This window comes from Micromonospora sp. NPDC048986 (assembly GCF_040649335.1).
GTDB classification, from domain to species: Bacteria; Actinomycetota; Actinomycetes; order Mycobacteriales; family Micromonosporaceae; genus Micromonospora; species Micromonospora alfalfae.
On record NZ_JBEZFJ010000020.1, the window covers coordinates 77651 to 94605 of the forward strand.

A 16955-nucleotide genomic window follows, 5' to 3' on the forward strand; every position below is an offset into this window, starting at 1 on the left:
GTGGTCAGATTTCCAGCACTGCGATGTCTTCACAGTCGTCGCACATCACCACCATCACCGTCTCGTTGTTCACGTCCTGCGCGTACGGGTCGATGATGAGCCGACCCGGCTTGCCGCACGAGCAGGTCTCGTCCACGATCTCGGCGTCGATCACGTCGTCGGTGCGGGCCAGGTCGCTCATGTCGGGTCTCCCTGTCGGGTAGTCGGGCCGGGCGGGGTCAGCGGGTCAGTACTTGAAGATGACCGTTCTGTGCGTGCGGCCGACCGGTTCGACGTGACCGGTGTCGCGCCACTTGACGTAACCGGTGTCGCGCCACTTGACGTAAATCGTGTCGCCGTCGACCTCCACTACGTCGCCGACGATCGTCTTTACTTCGTCACCGACGATCGTCTTACCCTCGGCGGTCTTCGGGTTGCTCATCTCAGGCCTTCCTGTCGGTTAGTTGGGTTAGCGGATCGCATCGAGTCGGACAACGTCCTCGGCGGTGGCGTCCTGGGCTGGGTCGTTGGTAACGATGTACATGCTGATACCGCAGTAGGTGGCCTGGTCACCGGCAAGCACGAGGTGCAGAACAGTCAGGGGCGAACAGACGACGCAGAGGCCCCCGGTGCGGCCTTGCGGCTGGTTGGTGGCCTGGCAGTCCCCGCAGATCGGGACCGTGGTCTTGCGTGCCATCTCGGGCTCCTCTCGGGCTATCAGGTCAGGCGGGGATCGGGGCGTACCGAACCGAGGCGCGTTGCACGTTGCTGAGCCGGTGACCGGTCGCGGTCCGCAGGGTCATCGTCGCGTCCAAGCTCACCTCCGTGACCTCCATGAGCATGCCCCGGTACGCGGTGCGGGAGCCGGAGTAGTACACCCAGTCGTCGGCGCGGAGGATCTGGCCGTGGCGGTCGGTGGTGATCGGGACACCGTTGCTGGTCGGCATTTCGGCTCCTTCCCGGCTTGGTGGGTCAGGTAGCGGGGCGGTGCTGGCGGAGCACGTCGGCGGGGCTCAGGAACTGGTCCGCGTAGCCGCTCGCGTCGTCGGAGCTGATCCCAGCAGCGATCCACGGGGCGGCCTCGTTGGGTGTGAACCCCCGGTTGGCCCACTTCGCGGCCTCAAGGGAGGTCAAACCGAGGGCGGCGTAACCGGGCCCGAACTGGGCGAGCTGACCGGCGTTGTTCTTGAAGGTGGCGATACGGAAGCCGGGGTTGCGGGCCATGTCGATCCGTCCTTTCAGCTCGGGCATCCCAAGAGCAGGGGCCGTACGGGCGGTGCAGTTACGAAAGGTCAGATGTCGAAGTGCTCGGCGACGTACCAAATGCCCGGCACCGGCTGCCCGTTGTTGCGCCGGGCGGCGTCCGTCTCAGCCTCGGCAAGAGTGGCGTGCTCGGCGACGATCACTTCCGGGTTGGTGTTCCGGGCCTGGTCGATGGCCCGCCGCAGGTAGTTCTGGTTGACGCACGCCCGGTTCATCTGCGCCTCGTAGTAAGCGACCACCTCCGTCACGTTGTGGAGGCGGAACACCTTGAACGGCTTTTGGGTGTCGGTGAGTTCCTGCCCTTGGGTCTTGGCGGTAGTGGTCTGCATCTCGACTCCCTCGGCACGTCCCTTGCTGACACCCAAAACATTACCGAAGAGTGATGGAGATGTCAATACCCAAGGGTCATGCTTACGCTTGAGTCTCCCGAGCCAGCTTGCGGTGCCGCGACACCGCCTTGTTCACCGCAGCCTCCGAAACACCCAGCTCAGCGGCCACCTTCGCATACGACAGCGACCGGGTAGCTTCCTCCACCGCCTCATCCGCGACAGCCGACAGGATCCGCTTCGCGTCATCGATCAGCCCCCGAGCCGCCCGCGCTCGCGCCACCGGCGACATCTTCGGCAACGCACCGATCATCTTGGCCAACTCAGACGTGTTCATCGGCTTCTTCTCCATGACCGTAGGGTAGGTGGTTCCAGGTTTCGTGCCGCAATGGCGCCTCGCTCGAAGTCATCGGATTTCCAGGATCTTGCCGACCTTGATCAGGTCATCCATGCCTGGTGCGGTCAGCACCTTCACCGTGGCCCGGTTCACCTTCACCACCTCGTACCATCCGAATTTGGTGCGGATGAACCGGGCGCCGCTCAGATTGGACAGGTCAACTGGCTGCAACTCCGGTCGCGCCGCCTGGTCACGAAGACCGTTCAACTCCCGGCCCAGACGTTCCACCGCTGCTCCGAGTTGAGCGCCGCGCCGGATCTGCGCGTCGACTCGAATCCCGTGCTGCTTGCCGCGCATCCGGGAGGTGCCGGCAGCTCGGTCGAAGTTCGCGGCCATTGCCTGCCGCACCTGGTCAAGCTCGGCTTCCTTCGCGCGAACCTGATCAGCAATCGAAACCGTGGCGTCCGCGCGCATCTCACACCCCTTCGGGTGCCGGGTAGCGGACCAGGGATGCCCACACCAGCGGATTGCGGCCAGTAGCCGTGAATCCATGCCGGGCGTAGAACCGGTGCAGCACCCGCAGGGAGGTGCCGTACTCGCTCGTCGGCCCCAGGGCGAGAGTCACCCCGTTCCGGTCGGCCCAGTCAGTGAGCGCCAACATGATCGCGCTTCCGTAGCCGGCCTTCTTCTGGGCGGTGGCGATGTACTCGACGTACACGTGGTGGCCGAGTTGGGCAAGACGAAGAACACAGCCGCTCTCCTCGACGTCGACCCGGATCCGCCCGTCCCAGGCATTCAATACCTGGGACACGCTGGCCTTGACCGTCAAGACGTCCTGGTTCGCCGACCGACTTTCCGCCCCCTGCTTCGTCTCAGTCACAGCACACGCTGCCCGGTCGTGTCCCGGTAGAGCGTTTCGTAGGCGGCGATGTGCTCGTCGTGAGTCGTGCACATCGCCTGAAGCCACGCCGATTCAGTCAGCTCTCCCTGGTCTCGCCGCACGGTCAGGTCCCGGAAGGTGGCAATCATCTTTTCGTCGGCGACCGCGCGGCGCTCGCCCTGCTGGCTCTCCGCTCGCCTCCGGTGAGGTGGTTGCGGTAGTGGTCGGCGAGGAGCTGGAAGACGGTGTTGTCGTCGTAGTACTCGGAGATGTTGCGGGCCTCGTTGGCGTACCGCTTGCACATCGAGTCCGTGACGTTGCCTGCCGGGTCGAGGATGGCGAGGTGGTTGCCGAGGGTGTCAAAGACGATGGAGCCGGCGAGGCCGGCAACGATCCAGCGGCGGGACCCGTCGGCGGGGTGCTGGGTTTTGGTGTTGGTGAGCTGGTCCACAATGCCTCCTAGGTGCGCTAACACAACACCCAAGACATTACCTTACAGTCATGCCTATGTCAATACTCAAGGGTCATGAACAAGGGGGGCGCCGACCTCGACCCGTAGGCCAACGTCGGCGCCCTCTCACGCTTTACCGTCCGTGCTGCGCGTGCTTGTGCGGTACTGGGAACTCCCGCCCATCCCGGTACACGGTGTACGTGTGCTGGCCGACGGCGATGATGGCCCACCCCGACCCTTCACCGCGCACGTCGACAATCAGCGGATCGCCGACACGGACACCGAAGGCGGCTTCGCGGGGATCGATGGTCTGGTCGAGCGTGGGTGCGGTCATGACATCTCCTTGGTCTCGGCTTGCTCGCGGTCGATGCGGGTCGGGCAGTTCTGCGGGCACGGGTCGTCCCCGCACACACACGCCGGGGTCGGCTCCAACACCAACTCGCGGCGGCGGGGCGGCTGGCCGTATGTGGCCCGCCCCGAACGCATCTCCCCCGGACTCACGGATGCTCCCGGTCGACGTGGTTGCCGGCGTGGTTGATGACGTCTCGGGCGTAGTCGACCCGGCCCGGTTCTGTGGTCCAGTCGCAGCCCTCACAGGCGGCAGTAGCGGACCCTTCGGCCTGGTCGATGAACACCTCGACGTGCACGGTCCGGGAGTCGTTGGCGACCAGGATCCGGCTCACCGAGTGCCGCCCTGCGGGGTGCTGGTTTCCGTAGCCGGCGCGGGGGCAGGTGTGGGCGGGGCCGGCGGGCGGGTGTTGCCGTGGTACTCGACCAGCTCCCCGTCCTCATACCCCCACCGGCTTGGCCCGGACTTCACCCGGTACCGGTCGGCGAAGTAGCTCACCGGGTCCGCTGCCTCGGAACAGCAACAGCACCGACGCCGTTGCGCTGAGCCGGCGGTTGCGCTTCGGACCGCAGTGCCGCCGCGATCGCGTCGACACACGGCCGGCACTGGGCGGTGTTACCGCACGTACAGGTAGCGTTGGCCATGACTGGCCTCCTCTCTGAGGGGTTGGTTGGTGGGGTGCGGCCGTTTGCTTGTCGAGGGCACTGAGGCCGCACCCCGCGCAATGTCAGGTAGTCGGGCTGGTCAGCGGATGATGAACGGGCCGGTAATGTCGTCGACCTGTTCGCCGACGGTGGCGTTGCCGGTGCGGATGTTGGTTGTGGTGCCCGGCTCGGCCGGCGGCGGCTGGTGCCGGTCCCGGTCCTGCTTGCTGCGCCGGAGCACCTGCCCGACTTGGATGTGGTGGTCGCCGGTGTCCGCGTAGTTCTCGCCCATCAGATGTCGTCTCCGCTGAGCGCCTGGGCAACAGCAGCCTTGTCTGTGTCGGGGGCGTCCTGCTCGGCGAGGACGAGGGCGAGATCCCTGCCGGACCAGTCGTTGATGACGGTGTCGTACAGGCGGTTCTGTGCGGGTGTGAGGTTCGCGGTCGGGTCGGGCATGTGTGCCTCCTGCTGTTTGGCTGGGTTGGTTGCGTGGCCCGTACTCAGGAACGGGAGGCGGCCCGCGCATCGACGATCGTGACGTCGTCGGCGCGGAACGTCCGGGGGCCGTGAGGGGTGTCGACGGTGACGGTCCGACGGGTGTCAGCGGTGATCAGGTTTTCGAGTGCTGCCGCGTCGGCGTCGGTGACCTCGGAGAGGTGAACCGGGTCCCCGTTGGTGAGGGTGAGCGTCACGCTGTAGCTGGCATCCATGGGTGCCTCCTGCTGTTGTTGGGCTGGCCGTGTTGACCCCGCGTGCGCCCAGGTAATGAGCTGGGCGCCACAGCGACGACACGGTCAGCCGTAGGTTGTCCACCGCTTCACCTCGTAGAGGGCGACCTCAGCCGGCGCAACCCACTCCCGGAAGTACCGCCAACCACCGACAGGGGTGCGCGGGTACCGGGCCCCGTTCCAGAAGATCGGCCGAGGCAGGGCGATGGCGCGGTAGAACCGGTACCGCACCCAAGCAGCCACGCGGGTCACCAGTCGTACCCGTACTGGGAGACGACCACGGCGGCACGGGTCGCGGCGGAACGGGACGGCCGGCGGCGCAGGGTCACGCTCTCGTCGTCGAGGACGATCGGGGCGGCGTTCATGCGGCGGTTGATGCGGGCGTCACGGCGAGCGGCGGCGTTACGGAACATGACAATCTCCCAAGAGTCAGGGCAAAGCTGGCAGTTTTTGGGTAGACCTCCGGCAGAGCCAGAGGGTGAAGCTGGGTTTTGTGGTGCGGTTACTGCTGCGGGCGCATGCCCGGTGTCGGCTGGGACTCCCGAGCCGACCAACCGGCCACCAGGCCGGCGATCTGCTGAACCGCCGACGCGTCGAGGGTGAGGCGTTGCCCCGTCCACTCGTCCGCGACGGTCATCGTCGGCGCCGGGGCCCCGTGAGGCAGCTCGGCGGTGAGTTGGTACCGGCGACCCTCGTCCCCGGTGACGGTCACGGTCGTGGTGCACACCCCGTTGCAGGGGCGGCGGGTGCACCAGTGGGCGTGCTGCTCCCCCACCGCACCACGAAGCATCGCGAACAGGGCAGCCTCAGCGGTGAGGGTGCTCATAATGCGAACGCTTCCACCGCGAGTTGCCACACGAACTGACCCGCCTCGGCGACCAGAGCAGCCAGGAGCGGCACCTGCTCCTGCGTCAACGGCAACTCACCGGTGCTGGTGACACACACCCCGGCAGGGCTCGCCCACCCGTCCTCGCCGTACTGCTGGTCGACGGAGACGAGGACTTCGCCGACCTGGCCGATGATCCTGCGGTGGTAGCCGGCGCCGGTGTACTTGGCGCAGCACTCGTCCTGGCGGCACCAGTGCGGGTGCTCGACCTTCTCGGCGCTGAGCATGTCGGCGTCCTCCGGGATCAGGGTCCGGGTAGCGAAGTTGACCAGCACGACACTCATGCCGTCACCGCCTGCGTGTCGTAGCGACCGTTGTTGACCCCGTACGACACCCGAGACCGGTACGTCGAGGCGTTGAACTGGTTACCACCGATGACCCGCTTCGTGCCGTCGATGAGAGTGACCGTGACCGTGCCGGTGTTGTGGTTCCGGCGAACCCGACGAATCTGCTCCTGCGTCATGCCGCCCACCCCTCGGGGATGAACAGGTCACGCAACTCGCCGACCTGCTCAGTGGAGATGCCGTAACCCCAGTAGGTGCGAACCTGGGTGGTGGTGCCGGTCTCCAACAGCCCGGTCAGCTTGTCGACGGTCGGGTCGGTCAGCGGGACGGGGACGAAGTCGAGCGTCGGCTTACGGGGCGGCTCGAACGCCGCGACAGCGGTCTTCACAGGCCAGCCTCCTTGGTCACGCACGACACCAACCCGGTCGGGATGGGCATCTCCCAGTCGCCATCAACGGCAACGAGGGTCGGCGGGTGGATTCCCGCGTCAGTCAGGTGGGTTCGCTTCTCGACGATCGCCCGGACCTGGTGCAGTTCGCCCCAGCAGTCGATGATGTCGCCGACGGTCAGTTCCGTGCCGGGCTTGAGCAGCGTGCGCATCACGCCACCTCCCGGACCACGAGGTACGAGTACCGGCGTACAGCGGTCTGGACCCCGTCCACGGTGATGAGGACATCCCCGTCGTCGGTGTCGACGTCGGTGACCTGTTCCCAGATGACCTCGTCGGCGTACCGCTTCGCGGCGGCGATCGTGGCGACGAGGGATCCGTCGTCGAAGTGGGAGGCGATCTCGAACCGGCCGCGCATGGTGAGCAGGTCAGCCCCGGTGATCGATTTCATCGGGTCACCTCCTCAACGTCCGCGTACCAAACACCCAGGTCCGTCAGGCCGTAGGCGACGTTCTCCCACTCGTTGACCCGCCGGAACCCGCGCCCCGCGATCACCGAATCGGCGAACACGGGCGGGGTGGTGTCGGCCGGGCGCGGCAGCGGGATGTTGCCGCTGTCGGTGCTGTACGACGTGAGGGCGAGGTTGCGGGAGCCGACCTCGATCGACACGATCGCCGTCCGGGCGCTCATCGGGCCACCTCCGAGCAGTCCGTCTCGACCCCACCGACCGAAGCCATCCAGGTGTGGTCGCTGAACAGGCCGTTGCACATGAGGCACCGGGATCCGGCGAGAACGCTGGCGGTGAAGTCCACGGTGTGCCGGTAGTAGGCGGACTCGTCCGCGTACTGGGTGGGGACGTCGATACCGGGGGCGGTGCTGATCGCGCCGGTCAGGGAGCCCTTCATCGGGTCACCGCCAGTTCGAGTTGCGCCCGGTCGGCGGCCTCGGCGGCGGCGTGCATGTCCCGGAACTCTCGGAAGGAGCTGGCCTGTTGGGTGGCGATGTTCGCCCGGATCCCGGCGATCATGTCGTCGTCGGCGCCCACCTCGACGGTGGTACGGATCTGGTCGAGAACCCGGTTCAGGTCCGCGACCCGGCGGGCCGCGCCACGGTCCTTGCGGCGCATTGCCGCGTGGAGTTGGTCGGTGGCCTTGTCGTTCAGGTCGGCGATGACCTGTCCGACGGTGCGTCCCGACGCGAACGCCTTGTACGCGTTCCGGGCCGCCTTCCTGGCCTTGTCTTCGGTCGGCCACGGGCCGGAGGTGAGTTGGTCGACGCGGGCGCCGGTCGAGCCATAGGCCACGACCGTCATGTAGGCGCCGGGTCGGACGTGCTGGATGGTGATGTCGACTTGGCCGCTTCGGTGGGTCTCGGACCCACCGACGGCGAGGGAAGTACCCTGCATGTCGGTGCCCTTTCGGGGGTTCCGATGGGCCCCCGTACCGGCGTATCCGCCAAGACTCTCCGGTGCGGGGGTTTCCTTTTGTCTTGCTGCATCCCTATCGAGCAAGGGGACTAGACCGAAGATAGCCGTCTTGCACCGGCAGCGCAAGGGGGCTTGCGCAACGTGTAGACTCCTTGCCATGACAGAGCCCCAACACCCCCACCCGGAGGTGAACAGCCTCCTGAACATCACCGACCCCGCAGAGCGCGTAAAGCAGGCCACGACCCTGATCGAGACCTACCAAGCGCTGATCAACGACGACATCGGCCCGATCCGCCGCGAAGCACTCAAGGAGCTGATCTCCTCCGGGCTGAATCAGACCGAGGTCGGCGAGAAAGTCGGTATGACCAGGGCTCGGATCGGCCAGATCCTCTCCTCCGGGCCCCGCCCAGAGCGGGCATTCCTCGGAACCGGCAACGTCCTCACCATTGCCGTCGGCGGCAAGGAAGAGAGTGGACGTACAGACGGCAGCGCGTCGGCCATGATGTCCCGAGGAGCTTCCGACGCCTACGGCATCCTTGCCGAACTGGCCCGATCCCTTGGTCTCAAGCCCCAGCCCGTCGAGATCGTGGCCCCACCCGGCCACGTGGACCTCAACCGGCCCGGCCTGATCGTCCTGTGCGGCCCACGCCTGCTGCCGTTCGTCGGCCAGGTCCTCGGCGCCGACCCCAAGTACGGCTTCGTTGAGGACGCCACAGGCAACTACCTCATCGACCGGGAAACGGGCACCGAGTACCGCTCGCCGGCCGACTCCGGTGTCAGTACCGACTACGCCTACGTTGGGCGTCTTCCCCGTCCCGACGGGAAGGGCACCTTCCTCTACCTGGCAGGCATCCACGCCGCCGGCACGAAGGGCGCAGCCCGGTACGTCGAAGCGAACCTCGAAAGCCTGTGGAAGGACCACAAGACTCGCCGGTTCTCCGGGCTTGTCGAGTGCCGTTACGACGCGAAGATGAACATCATCGAGGCCACCCCCCTGACCAAGTTCCACCGTCACGAGGGAGTCAACTGATGCGCGTCCTGGTCGCCAGTGAGCCAGGCTCACAAAGCCGCGAGAACGAAGACTGGGTGCTCGCCACCCCACACGTCGTCGCCGTACTCGACGGCGCTACCGCCCGCACCGACACCGGCTGCATCCACGGAGTGAAGTGGTACGCAACCAAACTCGGTGCTGCGGTAGTCAGCCACTCTGGCGACACGCCGCTCACCGACGCGCTCGCTAAGGCCATCGCCGACGTGGCAGCTATGCACCCCGGCTGCGACCTCACCCACCCCGGCACACCATCTGCCGCCGCCGGAGTGGTGCGCATCGACGACGACACGATCAAGTACATGGTCCTTGGGGACGTTACGGTGATTGCCGAGGTCGACGGGGTCATCCGCACCATCAGCGACGACCGCGTCAGCCAGACCGCCGCCGCCGAGCGAGCCGAAGCCGACCGGTACCCAATCGGGTCACCCGAGAAGCAAGCCGCGATGCTGCGGATGAAGCACGTTGAGCTGGCTGCGAAGAACCGTGACGCCGGTTACTGGGTGGCCGAGACTAACCCGGAGGCGGCCCAGCACGCTCTGACGGGCGATTTCAGTCTGGCCAGCGTGACCCGGTTGGCTGTGCTGACCGACGGCGCGGCGCGGGCGCTCACCTTCGGGTTGCTGCCCGCCGCTGACGTTCTCGACTTGCTCGACAAGTCCGGGCCAGCCGCCCTCATCGACCAGGTACGGGCAGCCGAACAGGAAGACCCGACCGGGCTCCGGTGGGCGCGCAACAAGCGGTCCGACGACGCCACAGCCGTCTATGTCAAGTTCTGAGTCGAGCCTGCTGCAACGGCAGGTACGCGTTCATTCGTACGAATGCGATGAGACAATGCTCTAGATAGGACAACCGGGGCTAGCGCGCCACACGCTGCCCCGGTTCACGTCCTGGCTCCCCTGACAAGGAAGGACCATCTCCCATGATGGTAGCTCACGGCAAGTCCCCCTTGCGTCTCGACGGGTGGTTGATCTCCGCTGACGCGTTTCCGCAGGTGGATAGGCTATACCGAATTTCGGTTTGCCTCATCCCGGTGTTGTTCGTCGGGGTGGTCGCATGATCAAGCGTGCCCCGAGGCCCGTGCGTCGCTTTACGGTGCTCAGTGACGACGTGCTTCGCGACCCCAACCTGACCTACCGAGCGGCCGGAGTGCTGCACGACATCCTGTCTCGACCGGACAACTGGACTGCGACTGCGGAAAGCCTCGCAGCGGCCAGGCCGGGCAAGGAGGGCGTGAAGGCTCTCCGGACTGCCCTCCGGGAGTTGGAGGCGGTGGGGTACCTCAAGCGGGAGCGGATCCGGTTGGATGACGGCCGCTTCACGTGGGTACAAACGGTCTTCGATGCCCCCGTTTCGGACACCAAAACCGAGGATTCTGACGTTTCCGCAGGTCAGACCACAAGTCCGAAACCGCCGGGTGGTTTTCCGCCGGATGGAAACGGCCCTTCTAAAGAAGTACCTAGAAGAAGTACCTATCTGTCTGAAGTGCAGTGCACCGCCGCCTCCGGCGTCGGCGACGACGGCCACGAAGACGACTACGAGGCACCGAAACCGAACGACTGGCGCTCCGAAGACCGCGCCGAGTTCAAGGCACTGCTCGGCGAAACGATCGACTCCGCAGGTGTTAGCGGCTGGAACCAGGGCCGGTTTCCCGTCGATGCGGTCTATGACGCCCTACGACAGGGAGCGCGCGGCAGGAAGCGCGTGGAGTGGCCAGGGCGGTACCTCAGCACCATCGATGGCACAGACCCGATTTCCGGCGTGGCGAGCTGGTTGGACAACCAGGGCTTCGAGTTGGTCTCGTGAGGCACGAACGTGTCTAGGGGCAGGAGATACCCCAAGGTTCCCCTGGCACGGCGACGCAAGGCGCTTGCCGTCCGTCGCTGCTGCTACTGCGGCAATGTCGACGGCCCGTTCTGGTTGGAACACAAGGTTCCCCGCTCGCGCGGCGGCACGAACGACCTCGCGAACCTGGACTGTACCTGTGCCGAGTGCAACTACGAGAAGGGGGACCAGCTCATCGAAGAGTGGCAGGCGAGCCGTGTCGCTCGTGGGCTCCCCTGGCCTCCCCCGGTCACTGAAATTGATGTTGAGTATTCCGATGAGGATGGGGTCTACCCGTCCGATGTCCAGCACGTCGCCCCCTACCCCATGGCACCTGCCATGGCAAACGGATAGCAAGTGCTATGGCAAGTGCCATCAAGTTGCTCCTTGCTGGCGCGAGCAACGAAGCAAACCCGAAGCAAACCCGAAGCAACTTGCTTGACGGCATCTCGATCTCGATCGGAGCCAGATGACCACCGAATCCCTGAACGTAGCCACCGGCCCGAACGGGCACGACTACACTCGTGATCTTGCAATGGCTCTGGGTGATATGCCTAGAATTCCTCGGGTTTCAGCAGAGCGATGGCTGATCGGAGCAATGTTCGCGTTTCCTCCCGCGATCAACCACGCTTCATGGCTGTTGACCTACGAGGACTTCTGCGATGACCATCAGGCGATCGCACGAGAAATCTTCCTCATGAACGCGGAAGGCATCGCCGTCACCCCTTGCAGCCTGGCCCGTCGCCTTAATCCAGACGTCCTAACTGCCGTCGGCGGTCAAGACTACCTGCACAAACTGCACATAGATCTTCCGGCATCAGACGATCTGATGCGACAGGTCCATGTGTGGGCGAGCGCCATCGCCGACGCAGAATTCGCCCGCTGGGTCGAAGGGCAGGCGGCTCTTCTGCTTTCGGTAGCCGCTCGCGGTAGCCGAGCTGCGATCGCCCGCGCCTGGGGCGACATCCATGCACAACTGATCGCACGCGGACCTGACCACCGCACCGAGTTCGAGGTACTGCGAGCAAACGATGGGCGAACCGCGCTGACCGCTCTCTATCGGTGGTACGACACCGCCGACAGGTTGCTGTACGTCGGCATCACAGGAAATACCGACGCCCGTCAGTCGTCGCACGCTCGGCGATCTTCGTGGTCAGAGTTCGCCGTTCGCGGAACCATCGAACGGTTCCCGTCTCGCCCGGAGGCTGAGGCCGCCGAACGGAAGGCGATCGAGTCCGAGCAGCCGCTGTTCAACGGGACCTACAACGACACCCCGGAGGCCCGCGCCCGCCTGGTGGCGTACCTGATTGAGCACGGTCGTACCGACTTGCTCGCCCCGGCCGTGTCGCGCGGCTAACCGATCCAACTAACAGGAGATGCCCATGTCTGAGACCAGTCCAACAACCAGTGAACGGTTTTACGCCTCCCTCGGGATGCCGGTACCGGCGCCTCTGACACCAGCAGAGGCCGCCGAGTTCGAGCGGGAGATGGACGAAGTCGACCAGCAGGTGAGCCGAAGGTATGCGACACGCGAGCACGTCGCGCCGGAGCCGCCCGTTACGCCGTGACTTACGCGTGAGTCACGCCAACATTCCGACCCTGCCCGGCACCGAATCCCGTTCCCGGCGCCCCAAGACCAAGGAGACCCGTGTGACCAACCTCGACAACCCCCCGATTCCGCCTCTCACCTACGCCACCGACTGGATCCCGGAGGGCCGCTACATGGCGCCGATCGTGGACGGTGTCGACGCTTACTGGGTGGTTGCACACCGCGCCCAGGGAGACCTCGACATCACCACCCCGACCCGCGTGACCGGCAAGCCCGTGCCGGAGCATGTCGCCGCCATGTTCATTGAGCGCCTGGTGACGTTCCCAGACTGGGTGTTGCAGACGTACGGCCGGTACACGCAGATGTGCGGGTCTTGCGACTCCCCGATCGGTGAGGAAGGCAGCGATGCGTTCATGCTCGGCGCCCACCGCTCCTGTCTGAAGGACTTCAGTGCCACCGTGCGGGTCAATGTTCAGTCCGCCCGGCGGCAGGTCCATGACCGGCTGTTCGAGCCGTTGGGAGCAGCATGGGCAAGCGCACCAGTTGATCGCCGCGTCCGTGCCTTGATTCATGCCGGCCCGATCACCATGGAAAAGCTCGATGCGACAGCGGCGCGTGCCGAGGCCGGGTTACCTGCGGTCGGCATGCCGACCCCGCCCCACATCATCAGGGACAGGGACGATCCCCGGATCCCGGCCTGGGCCGAAAAGGTCGAGGCGCGGCTGTCGGCGCTCACCGGTGACCAACTCCGGACCGCGTTCTACTGGGTCGACCAGGGAAACCTGCGTCACATGGCGGCGGACCTGGCGACGGCAGGGAACGTCCAACGCCACGTCATCGACGTTGGCGTGCTGGCGAAGGCCTCCGACCGGCTGGCGAACCTCGCGGTCGACAGCACGGTGCTTTATGCGCACGTGGCGTTAGAGCCGCGTGCAACCCTGTGGGCGACCACCCAGCCAGACAATCGAGAGGTGTGAACTGTGGGACACCGAACAGCGGAGGCACGAATCTACGCAGATGTGTCGGCCAACAACGACGAACGCGACAAGCAGGACCGGGCCGCGTGGGCTGCCTTTCTTGTCGCTGTCCAGGAGATCGCGAACCGGGATGAGTACGCCGAACTTGGTATCCAGGTCAGCGACTACGGGACGTACTGATGGAAACCCCAGACATCGCGGCTGACCTGATTACGTGGCTCCGCGCCCAACTTGACGAGGACGAGCGGTTAGCCAAGGCGGTACCGATGGTTCGGTGGCATCACGACGTCATCCCGGACAGGAGTGGGCCGGACCACGTTCTGCTCATCGGTGACCGTGTGGTGTCGGCGGGGTACGCGGAGGATGACCCGCTTCGGCCCGAAGAGGTCGGTCACATCGTGCGACACCAGCCGAGCCGGGCGTTGGCCGAGGTCGACTCCAAGCGTCGAATTCTGGCCATGGTTCAGCGCTGGCTTGACGCCGGATACCCAACCATGGACGCGGCGCTTTGGTTGCTGGCGTTGCCGTACGCCGACCGGCCCGGCTATCGCGACGAGTGGCGTCCGTGAGTCACGGCCCGCGCTGGCTCGTCACGCCGTGACTCACGTGTAAGTCACACCGAAGTCACGCCGCCACCAACCCTTGACAGGAGACACCCATGATCCCTCAGTCGTACCCACTCTGGGTCGCGAAGATCGAAGACTCCGAACCCCAGGTCGGCTACGTCATCGGCTGGCACCTTCCCGCGCCCCTCGGCGACGTCGACCGGGACGCTGCCACCGTTGCCGAACCCGTCGTGGTGCTTGTAGACGAAAAGACCCGACAGCAGTACTGGACGGGGTTCCTGGGCTCGGAGAACCCGTTCTACGGGGACACAATGGATCAAGCGCTTGAGGCTGCCGCGCAGTACATCAACCGTCAACACCGCAGGAACGACGGGCAGGTGTCTGTCACCGGGAGTTGATGCTGTTCAGGTGGTCAAACAGCGACCTGAGGGATTCTGCCACTCGTCGCGGTACCCGCGATCACGAGATGGCGACGCCGCACGCGTCTGCCAACCTGGCCTGCACGCTGGCCGGCAGCCCATCGACATCTGCCGGCCAGCGGTCGAGTCCGACTAGCTGGGGCGGTAACAGCGCCAGGCGTAGGGGTTGTTGCTAAGCAGTTGGGCGAAGACCGGGCCGCCCCACTTGTATGTACACGCGGTGGTCATGTCAATGCTGTACAGGACGCCTCCCGAGAAGCACCTCCATGACCAAGCGTCTTGGGGGGCAATCAGGGTTGGATATGCAGAGGGTCGGTACGCCGCGTCGCAGTAGGACTCAAGGTCGACACCTCCGAGGAGGGTGGCCGCTTGGGCGGGCTGGGGTGCAGCAACGAGGGTGATTGCGGAGACGGCGACTCCTGCTACGGCGGCGACGAGTCGGTGGGTCCACCTTGATTGCGGGCGGTGTTTCATACACTGCTCCTTTCTTCACGAAGGACGTGCCGAACTGACCGTAGTTGCTTGCGCACGTTTTGTGGTGTCTGATTGGTGACACGACTCCCCGGTGGGAGAAGCAACGCATGCTCACTTAAGCAACCGCGACCTTGTTGCCTTTGCCGGCACCCCTCGATGGACCGCACCCCTACCAGCAGGGAGTAAGCATGCGACTGGATCAGATTCTGATCATCCGCCAGACGTGGAGGCAGGCGGGCCGCCCACTGTGCGCCCACGCGGAGCGGACGAAGGAACAAGACACCTTCGGCGGCAAGACCGGGGACTGGGTGTGCGTGACCTGCGGTACGAGCTGGCCTATGAACACTCCTACGCCCGCACCTGAGGGCAGCGAGCTGCCGTCCGGCGCCTAACTGTCGTCGTCGCGCGGGTGACTACGGTGATTGCTGCCACCCACCGGACAACATCGGAGGCTCTGATGACTACCACCGCCGACCCCGCCGACTCCTCCACAGTTGACCACGTTGCCGCCCGCACGAACGCCGCTGAGGCGGCGAAGCAGGCGTACCTCGACGCGCACCCCGAACCCGAGAACATCTCGTTCCCCTGCCCCCGGTGCAAGGCACCAGCCGGTCAGCCGTGCGTGTGGCCGACCCGACGCCAACCACCGGGCGGCAGGTACCACGCCCAACGGATGGACAAGATGATTCGGGCGTTCAACGACCGGCAGTACCAGTCGGTGCTCGCGTTCGACGCCGCCTACGACGAGTACAGCGACAGGTACGGTCTCGACACCTGATCGTCGGGCGTTTCCGGCTTGTCCGGCGGGGCCGTGGTCCTCGACTGGGGTGGTTAGCCTGCGGTGATGCTTGAAGATCGAAACCAGTTCGCACCTGTGCCGAGTTGTCCATGACCTGGATGCCGTTGCGGGATCGTTGGCAACTTGACGACACCACCACCGCCCTGATCAACAACCTGGCGAACCGGCTTGAACGTGAAGCCCACGCTGCGCATCACCGAACGAACTGCTGCCCCGAAGGTGCCGTCGTCCCGGAAAACTGCCGGCACGGCGGCCACCGGTACACCATGTCGGTAGACGAAGTGCTCGGGGCGCTCGTTGCCGGCGGCTGGCTACCGCGAGCTGCACTGGTTACACGACCTACTCCGCCCGAGCTGCCTCGGCCGGCATCGACACCCGACCCAGCCGAGGTTCCCCGCAGCACCGTTGCCGATGCCCGGTTGCAGTTCGCCGAGAAAGCGAAAGCCGCCTACCTTGATGCGACCCCCCAGCCAACGGAGATCGACGTGTCGTGCCCCCGGTGCAAGGCTCAGGTTGGTCAGCCGTGCGCGTGGCCGAGACGACCCGCCCGCGCGGGGACGTTCCATGCTCCACGGCTGGACCGTGTGATCGCGGTGGTTCATGCCCGGCAGGTCGGGGCGATGCGCGCCTTCGACGCCGCATGGGACGCCTGGGGTGCCCGCCGATGATGCGGCTTCCTTTCCCGTGGGACGGGTCTGCGGTTCGATGAACACCTACCCGTTGCCCGGCCGACTGGGTTGTTGACGTTGATCTACGCCAAGGAGAATCCGTGGACGCACCCGAATGCTGTGAGTGGCGTGGCCTGTTCTACCCCGACGGCCAGAAACGCTGCTTCCAACACGCTTCTGCGGCCGACAGGAGGTTGGTTGCCGAGACCACCGCACGCGCCGAGGAGGCGGGCGTGCTGGATAAGCAGGGCGACTGGCCGTACGGCCCGAACATTGATGTGCGGTCCCGCCTGGCCCTGTTGGAGTGGGCGGAGTACTACGAGTTGCGGCGGGCGAACACGTACTGCCGGGGGTTGCACTGGTTGCTGAAGGGCCGGTGCGGGGTGCAGGTGTGTAATCAACGCCTCGGGTCGTGGATGGATCACGTGACCCGGTGGACGTACAAGGGTAAGCCGGCGGTGATGATCGCCCAGCCGTACGGGGTCCGTAGCGGCGACTTTGCTTCCTTGGCGGAGGTCGAAGCCGAGGACACCCTCAACATGTGGATCAAGGGTGGGGGTTGGTACGGGTGGGGAACCGTGGCGGTTGAGGTGTGGCGCAAGGACGCCCACGACGAATGGCACGCGGAGGCGTACGCCAAGCGGCAGGCCGAGAAGCAAGCCGCAGCGAAGCAGGGGTAAGTGAGCGCGC

General features: G+C 65.6%; 39 protein-coding genes. 12 read left to right on the top strand and 27 right to left on the bottom strand.

Features of this window, described 5'->3' with window-relative positions:
* Nucleotides 1-4 precede the first annotated feature (4 nt).
* From AB0B94_RS30930 to AB0B94_RS31060, 27 genes are all read right to left on the bottom strand, one after another.
* Nucleotides 5-181, bottom strand: a complete 177-nt coding sequence (locus AB0B94_RS30930) for a hypothetical protein (protein ID WP_357288670.1) — start codon at nt 179-181, stop codon at nt 5-7.
* 45 nt (nt 182-226) lie between these two features.
* Nucleotides 227-421: a hypothetical protein gene (locus AB0B94_RS30935; protein WP_357288673.1), complete on the bottom strand. Its 195-nt coding sequence runs from the start codon at nt 419-421 to the stop codon at nt 227-229.
* A 27-nt stretch (nt 422-448) separates the two neighbouring features.
* Nucleotides 449-676, bottom strand: coding sequence for a hypothetical protein (locus tag AB0B94_RS30940; RefSeq protein ID WP_357288676.1), 228 nt, complete (start codon nt 674-676; stop codon nt 449-451).
* Between the two features lie 25 nt (nt 677-701).
* On the bottom strand, nt 702-926 hold the full coding sequence (locus AB0B94_RS30945) for a hypothetical protein (protein WP_357288679.1): 225 nt from the start codon (nt 924-926) through the stop codon (nt 702-704).
* 25 nt (nt 927-951) lie between these two features.
* On the bottom strand, nt 952-1230 hold the full coding sequence (locus AB0B94_RS30950; protein WP_357288682.1) for a hypothetical protein: 279 nt from the start codon (nt 1228-1230) through the stop codon (nt 952-954).
* Nucleotides 1231-1271: 41 nt separating this feature from the next.
* A complete protein-coding gene (locus AB0B94_RS30955; RefSeq protein ID WP_357288685.1) occupies nt 1272-1571 on the bottom strand; it encodes a hypothetical protein in 300 nt (99 codons plus the stop codon).
* A gap of 82 nt (nt 1572-1653) precedes the next feature.
* Complete coding sequence (locus AB0B94_RS30960) at nt 1654-1920, bottom strand: hypothetical protein (protein ID WP_357288688.1); 267 nt, start codon at nt 1918-1920, stop codon at nt 1654-1656.
* A gap of 54 nt (nt 1921-1974) precedes the next feature.
* Entirely contained in the window at nt 1975-2379 is a 405-nt protein-coding gene (locus AB0B94_RS30965; protein WP_357288691.1) for a hypothetical protein, read from the bottom strand.
* 1 nt (nt 2380) lies between these two features.
* A complete protein-coding gene (locus AB0B94_RS30970) occupies nt 2381-2716 on the bottom strand; it encodes a hypothetical protein (protein WP_357288695.1) in 336 nt (111 codons plus the stop codon).
* Between the two features lie 65 nt (nt 2717-2781).
* On the bottom strand, nt 2782-2934 hold the full coding sequence (locus tag AB0B94_RS30975) for a hypothetical protein (protein ID WP_357288698.1): 153 nt from the start codon (nt 2932-2934) through the stop codon (nt 2782-2784).
* A complete protein-coding gene (locus AB0B94_RS30980) occupies nt 2931-3236 on the bottom strand; it encodes a hypothetical protein (protein WP_357288701.1) in 306 nt (101 codons plus the stop codon). The genes AB0B94_RS30975 and AB0B94_RS30980 overlap by 4 nt, the downstream gene beginning before the upstream one ends.
* A gap of 133 nt (nt 3237-3369) precedes the next feature.
* Nucleotides 3370-3570: a hypothetical protein gene (locus AB0B94_RS30985; protein ID WP_357288704.1), complete on the bottom strand. Its 201-nt coding sequence runs from the start codon at nt 3568-3570 to the stop codon at nt 3370-3372.
* 163 nt (nt 3571-3733) lie between these two features.
* Nucleotides 3734-3919: a hypothetical protein gene (locus AB0B94_RS30990; RefSeq protein ID WP_357288707.1), complete on the bottom strand. Its 186-nt coding sequence runs from the start codon at nt 3917-3919 to the stop codon at nt 3734-3736.
* Nucleotides 3920-4329: 410 nt separating this feature from the next.
* Complete coding sequence (locus tag AB0B94_RS30995; protein WP_357288710.1) at nt 4330-4521, bottom strand: hypothetical protein; 192 nt, start codon at nt 4519-4521, stop codon at nt 4330-4332.
* Complete coding sequence (locus AB0B94_RS31000) at nt 4521-4685, bottom strand: hypothetical protein (protein WP_357288713.1); 165 nt, start codon at nt 4683-4685, stop codon at nt 4521-4523. Before AB0B94_RS31000 ends, AB0B94_RS30995 begins: the two co-directional genes overlap by 1 nt.
* Before the next feature lie 44 nt (nt 4686-4729).
* Nucleotides 4730-4939: a hypothetical protein gene (locus AB0B94_RS31005; protein WP_357288716.1), complete on the bottom strand. Its 210-nt coding sequence runs from the start codon at nt 4937-4939 to the stop codon at nt 4730-4732.
* Nucleotides 4940-5023: 84 nt separating this feature from the next.
* A complete protein-coding gene (locus tag AB0B94_RS31010) occupies nt 5024-5200 on the bottom strand; it encodes a hypothetical protein (protein ID WP_357288719.1) in 177 nt (58 codons plus the stop codon).
* 5 nt (nt 5201-5205) lie between these two features.
* Nucleotides 5206-5370 (bottom strand): hypothetical protein, encoded by a 165-nt coding sequence (locus AB0B94_RS31015; RefSeq protein ID WP_357288722.1) that lies wholly within the window; start codon nt 5368-5370, stop codon nt 5206-5208.
* 89 nt (nt 5371-5459) lie between these two features.
* On the bottom strand, nt 5460-5783 hold the full coding sequence (locus AB0B94_RS31020; protein ID WP_357288725.1) for a hypothetical protein: 324 nt from the start codon (nt 5781-5783) through the stop codon (nt 5460-5462).
* Complete coding sequence (locus tag AB0B94_RS31025) at nt 5780-6127, bottom strand: hypothetical protein (protein ID WP_357288728.1); 348 nt, start codon at nt 6125-6127, stop codon at nt 5780-5782. Before AB0B94_RS31025 ends, AB0B94_RS31020 begins: the two co-directional genes overlap by 4 nt.
* A complete protein-coding gene (locus AB0B94_RS31030) occupies nt 6124-6306 on the bottom strand; it encodes a hypothetical protein (RefSeq protein WP_357288731.1) in 183 nt (60 codons plus the stop codon). The genes AB0B94_RS31025 and AB0B94_RS31030 overlap by 4 nt, the downstream gene beginning before the upstream one ends.
* A complete protein-coding gene (locus AB0B94_RS31035; protein ID WP_357288734.1) occupies nt 6303-6515 on the bottom strand; it encodes a hypothetical protein in 213 nt (70 codons plus the stop codon). Before AB0B94_RS31035 ends, AB0B94_RS31030 begins: the two co-directional genes overlap by 4 nt.
* A complete protein-coding gene (locus AB0B94_RS31040; RefSeq protein ID WP_357288737.1) occupies nt 6512-6727 on the bottom strand; it encodes a hypothetical protein in 216 nt (71 codons plus the stop codon). Before AB0B94_RS31040 ends, AB0B94_RS31035 begins: the two co-directional genes overlap by 4 nt.
* Nucleotides 6727-6966, bottom strand: coding sequence for a hypothetical protein (locus tag AB0B94_RS31045; protein ID WP_357288740.1), 240 nt, complete (start codon nt 6964-6966; stop codon nt 6727-6729). The genes AB0B94_RS31040 and AB0B94_RS31045 overlap by 1 nt, the downstream gene beginning before the upstream one ends.
* Nucleotides 6963-7205 carry a hypothetical protein gene (locus AB0B94_RS31050; RefSeq protein WP_357288743.1) on the bottom strand — a complete coding sequence of 81 codons (243 nt, stop codon included), beginning with the start codon at nt 7203-7205 and terminating at the stop codon, nt 6963-6965. Before AB0B94_RS31050 ends, AB0B94_RS31045 begins: the two co-directional genes overlap by 4 nt.
* Entirely contained in the window at nt 7202-7420 is a 219-nt protein-coding gene (locus tag AB0B94_RS31055; RefSeq protein WP_357288748.1) for a hypothetical protein, read from the bottom strand. The genes AB0B94_RS31050 and AB0B94_RS31055 overlap by 4 nt, the downstream gene beginning before the upstream one ends.
* Nucleotides 7417-7920, bottom strand: coding sequence for a hypothetical protein (locus AB0B94_RS31060; RefSeq protein ID WP_357288751.1), 504 nt, complete (start codon nt 7918-7920; stop codon nt 7417-7419). The genes AB0B94_RS31055 and AB0B94_RS31060 overlap by 4 nt, the downstream gene beginning before the upstream one ends.
* A 178-nt stretch (nt 7921-8098) precedes the next feature.
* Here AB0B94_RS31060 and AB0B94_RS31065 point away from each other — a divergent pair, with 178 nt between their 5' ends.
* The 12 genes from AB0B94_RS31065 (at nt 8099) to AB0B94_RS31120 (ending at nt 16945) form a co-directional block, all read left to right on the top strand.
* Nucleotides 8099-8971 (top strand): helix-turn-helix transcriptional regulator, encoded by an 873-nt coding sequence (locus AB0B94_RS31065; protein WP_357288754.1) that lies wholly within the window; start codon nt 8099-8101, stop codon nt 8969-8971.
* Nucleotides 8971-9768, top strand: coding sequence for a hypothetical protein (locus AB0B94_RS31070; RefSeq protein ID WP_357288757.1), 798 nt, complete (start codon nt 8971-8973; stop codon nt 9766-9768). Before AB0B94_RS31065 ends, AB0B94_RS31070 begins: the two co-directional genes overlap by 1 nt.
* A 277-nt stretch (nt 9769-10045) precedes the next feature.
* Nucleotides 10046-10795, top strand: coding sequence for a hypothetical protein (locus tag AB0B94_RS31075; RefSeq protein WP_357288760.1), 750 nt, complete (start codon nt 10046-10048; stop codon nt 10793-10795).
* A gap of 9 nt (nt 10796-10804) precedes the next feature.
* Complete coding sequence (locus AB0B94_RS31080) at nt 10805-11167, top strand: HNH endonuclease signature motif containing protein (RefSeq protein WP_357288763.1); 363 nt, start codon at nt 10805-10807, stop codon at nt 11165-11167.
* 115 nt (nt 11168-11282) lie between these two features.
* Nucleotides 11283-12170, top strand: coding sequence for a DnaB-like helicase N-terminal domain-containing protein (locus AB0B94_RS31085; RefSeq protein WP_357288767.1), 888 nt, complete (start codon nt 11283-11285; stop codon nt 12168-12170).
* Between the two features lie 293 nt (nt 12171-12463).
* A complete protein-coding gene (locus AB0B94_RS31090) occupies nt 12464-13339 on the top strand; it encodes a hypothetical protein (protein ID WP_357288770.1) in 876 nt (291 codons plus the stop codon).
* Between the two features lie 3 nt (nt 13340-13342).
* The gene (locus AB0B94_RS31095; protein WP_357288773.1) at nt 13343-13519 is read left to right on the top strand and encodes a hypothetical protein; all 177 of its coding nucleotides are present in this window, start codon (nt 13343-13345) and stop codon (nt 13517-13519) included.
* A complete protein-coding gene (locus AB0B94_RS31100; RefSeq protein ID WP_357288776.1) occupies nt 13519-13908 on the top strand; it encodes a DUF6221 family protein in 390 nt (129 codons plus the stop codon). Before AB0B94_RS31095 ends, AB0B94_RS31100 begins: the two co-directional genes overlap by 1 nt.
* A gap of 89 nt (nt 13909-13997) precedes the next feature.
* Nucleotides 13998-14303, top strand: a complete 306-nt coding sequence (locus tag AB0B94_RS31105; protein WP_357288779.1) for a hypothetical protein — start codon at nt 13998-14000, stop codon at nt 14301-14303.
* Between the two features lie 952 nt (nt 14304-15255).
* Nucleotides 15256-15576 (top strand): hypothetical protein, encoded by a 321-nt coding sequence (locus AB0B94_RS31110; RefSeq protein ID WP_357288782.1) that lies wholly within the window; start codon nt 15256-15258, stop codon nt 15574-15576.
* 110 nt (nt 15577-15686) lie between these two features.
* A complete protein-coding gene (locus AB0B94_RS31115) occupies nt 15687-16265 on the top strand; it encodes a hypothetical protein (protein ID WP_357288786.1) in 579 nt (192 codons plus the stop codon).
* A 101-nt stretch (nt 16266-16366) separates the two neighbouring features.
* Nucleotides 16367-16945, top strand: coding sequence for a hypothetical protein (locus AB0B94_RS31120; RefSeq protein ID WP_357288790.1), 579 nt, complete (start codon nt 16367-16369; stop codon nt 16943-16945).
* Nucleotides 16946-16955: the final 10 nt, after the last annotated feature.

Bases quoted from the DNA above. Each gene is read 5' to 3' on its own strand.
- AB0B94_RS30930 (WP_357288670.1), bottom strand. From the start codon at position 181: ATGAGCGACCTGGCCCGCACCGACGACGTGATCGACGCCGAGATCGTG.
- AB0B94_RS30935 (WP_357288673.1), bottom strand. From the start codon at position 421: ATGAGCAACCCGAAGACCGCCGAGGGTAAGACGATCGTCGGTGACGAA.
- AB0B94_RS30940 (WP_357288676.1), bottom strand. From the start codon at position 676: ATGGCACGCAAGACCACGGTCCCGATCTGCGGGGACTGCCAGGCCACC.
- AB0B94_RS30945 (WP_357288679.1), bottom strand. From the start codon at position 926: ATGCCGACCAGCAACGGTGTCCCGATCACCACCGACCGCCACGGCCAG.
- AB0B94_RS30950 (WP_357288682.1), bottom strand. From the start codon at position 1,230: ATGCCCGAGCTGAAAGGACGGATCGACATGGCCCGCAACCCCGGCTTC.
- AB0B94_RS30955 (WP_357288685.1), bottom strand. From the start codon at position 1,571: ATGCAGACCACTACCGCCAAGACCCAAGGGCAGGAACTCACCGACACC.
- AB0B94_RS30960 (WP_357288688.1), bottom strand. From the start codon at position 1,920: ATGGAGAAGAAGCCGATGAACACGTCTGAGTTGGCCAAGATGATCGGT.
- AB0B94_RS30965 (WP_357288691.1), bottom strand. From the start codon at position 2,379: ATGCGCGCGGACGCCACGGTTTCGATTGCTGATCAGGTTCGCGCGAAG.
- AB0B94_RS30975 (WP_357288698.1), bottom strand. From the start codon at position 2,934: ATGATTGCCACCTTCCGGGACCTGACCGTGCGGCGAGACCAGGGAGAG.
- AB0B94_RS30985 (WP_357288704.1), bottom strand. From the start codon at position 3,570: ATGACCGCACCCACGCTCGACCAGACCATCGATCCCCGCGAAGCCGCC.
- AB0B94_RS30995 (WP_357288710.1), bottom strand. From the start codon at position 4,521: ATGGGCGAGAACTACGCGGACACCGGCGACCACCACATCCAAGTCGGG.
- AB0B94_RS31000 (WP_357288713.1), bottom strand. From the start codon at position 4,685: ATGCCCGACCCGACCGCGAACCTCACACCCGCACAGAACCGCCTGTAC.
- AB0B94_RS31005 (WP_357288716.1), bottom strand. From the start codon at position 4,939: ATGGATGCCAGCTACAGCGTGACGCTCACCCTCACCAACGGGGACCCG.
- AB0B94_RS31015 (WP_357288722.1), bottom strand. From the start codon at position 5,370: ATGTTCCGTAACGCCGCCGCTCGCCGTGACGCCCGCATCAACCGCCGC.
- AB0B94_RS31020 (WP_357288725.1), bottom strand. From the start codon at position 5,783: ATGAGCACCCTCACCGCTGAGGCTGCCCTGTTCGCGATGCTTCGTGGT.
- AB0B94_RS31025 (WP_357288728.1), bottom strand. From the start codon at position 6,127: ATGAGTGTCGTGCTGGTCAACTTCGCTACCCGGACCCTGATCCCGGAG.
- AB0B94_RS31030 (WP_357288731.1), bottom strand. From the start codon at position 6,306: ATGACGCAGGAGCAGATTCGTCGGGTTCGCCGGAACCACAACACCGGC.
- AB0B94_RS31040 (WP_357288737.1), bottom strand. From the start codon at position 6,727: ATGCGCACGCTGCTCAAGCCCGGCACGGAACTGACCGTCGGCGACATC.
- AB0B94_RS31045 (WP_357288740.1), bottom strand. From the start codon at position 6,966: ATGAAATCGATCACCGGGGCTGACCTGCTCACCATGCGCGGCCGGTTC.
- AB0B94_RS31050 (WP_357288743.1), bottom strand. From the start codon at position 7,205: ATGAGCGCCCGGACGGCGATCGTGTCGATCGAGGTCGGCTCCCGCAAC.
- AB0B94_RS31055 (WP_357288748.1), bottom strand. From the start codon at position 7,420: ATGAAGGGCTCCCTGACCGGCGCGATCAGCACCGCCCCCGGTATCGAC.
- AB0B94_RS31060 (WP_357288751.1), bottom strand. From the start codon at position 7,920: ATGCAGGGTACTTCCCTCGCCGTCGGTGGGTCCGAGACCCACCGAAGC.
- AB0B94_RS31065 (WP_357288754.1), top strand. From the start codon at position 8,099: ATGACAGAGCCCCAACACCCCCACCCGGAGGTGAACAGCCTCCTGAAC.
- AB0B94_RS31070 (WP_357288757.1), top strand. From the start codon at position 8,971: ATGCGCGTCCTGGTCGCCAGTGAGCCAGGCTCACAAAGCCGCGAGAAC.
- AB0B94_RS31075 (WP_357288760.1), top strand. From the start codon at position 10,046: ATGATCAAGCGTGCCCCGAGGCCCGTGCGTCGCTTTACGGTGCTCAGT.
- AB0B94_RS31085 (WP_357288767.1), top strand. From the start codon at position 11,283: ATGACCACCGAATCCCTGAACGTAGCCACCGGCCCGAACGGGCACGAC.
- AB0B94_RS31100 (WP_357288776.1), top strand. From the start codon at position 13,519: ATGGAAACCCCAGACATCGCGGCTGACCTGATTACGTGGCTCCGCGCC.
- AB0B94_RS31105 (WP_357288779.1), top strand. From the start codon at position 13,998: ATGATCCCTCAGTCGTACCCACTCTGGGTCGCGAAGATCGAAGACTCC.
- AB0B94_RS31110 (WP_357288782.1), top strand. From the start codon at position 15,256: ATGACTACCACCGCCGACCCCGCCGACTCCTCCACAGTTGACCACGTT.
- AB0B94_RS31115 (WP_357288786.1), top strand. From the start codon at position 15,687: ATGACCTGGATGCCGTTGCGGGATCGTTGGCAACTTGACGACACCACC.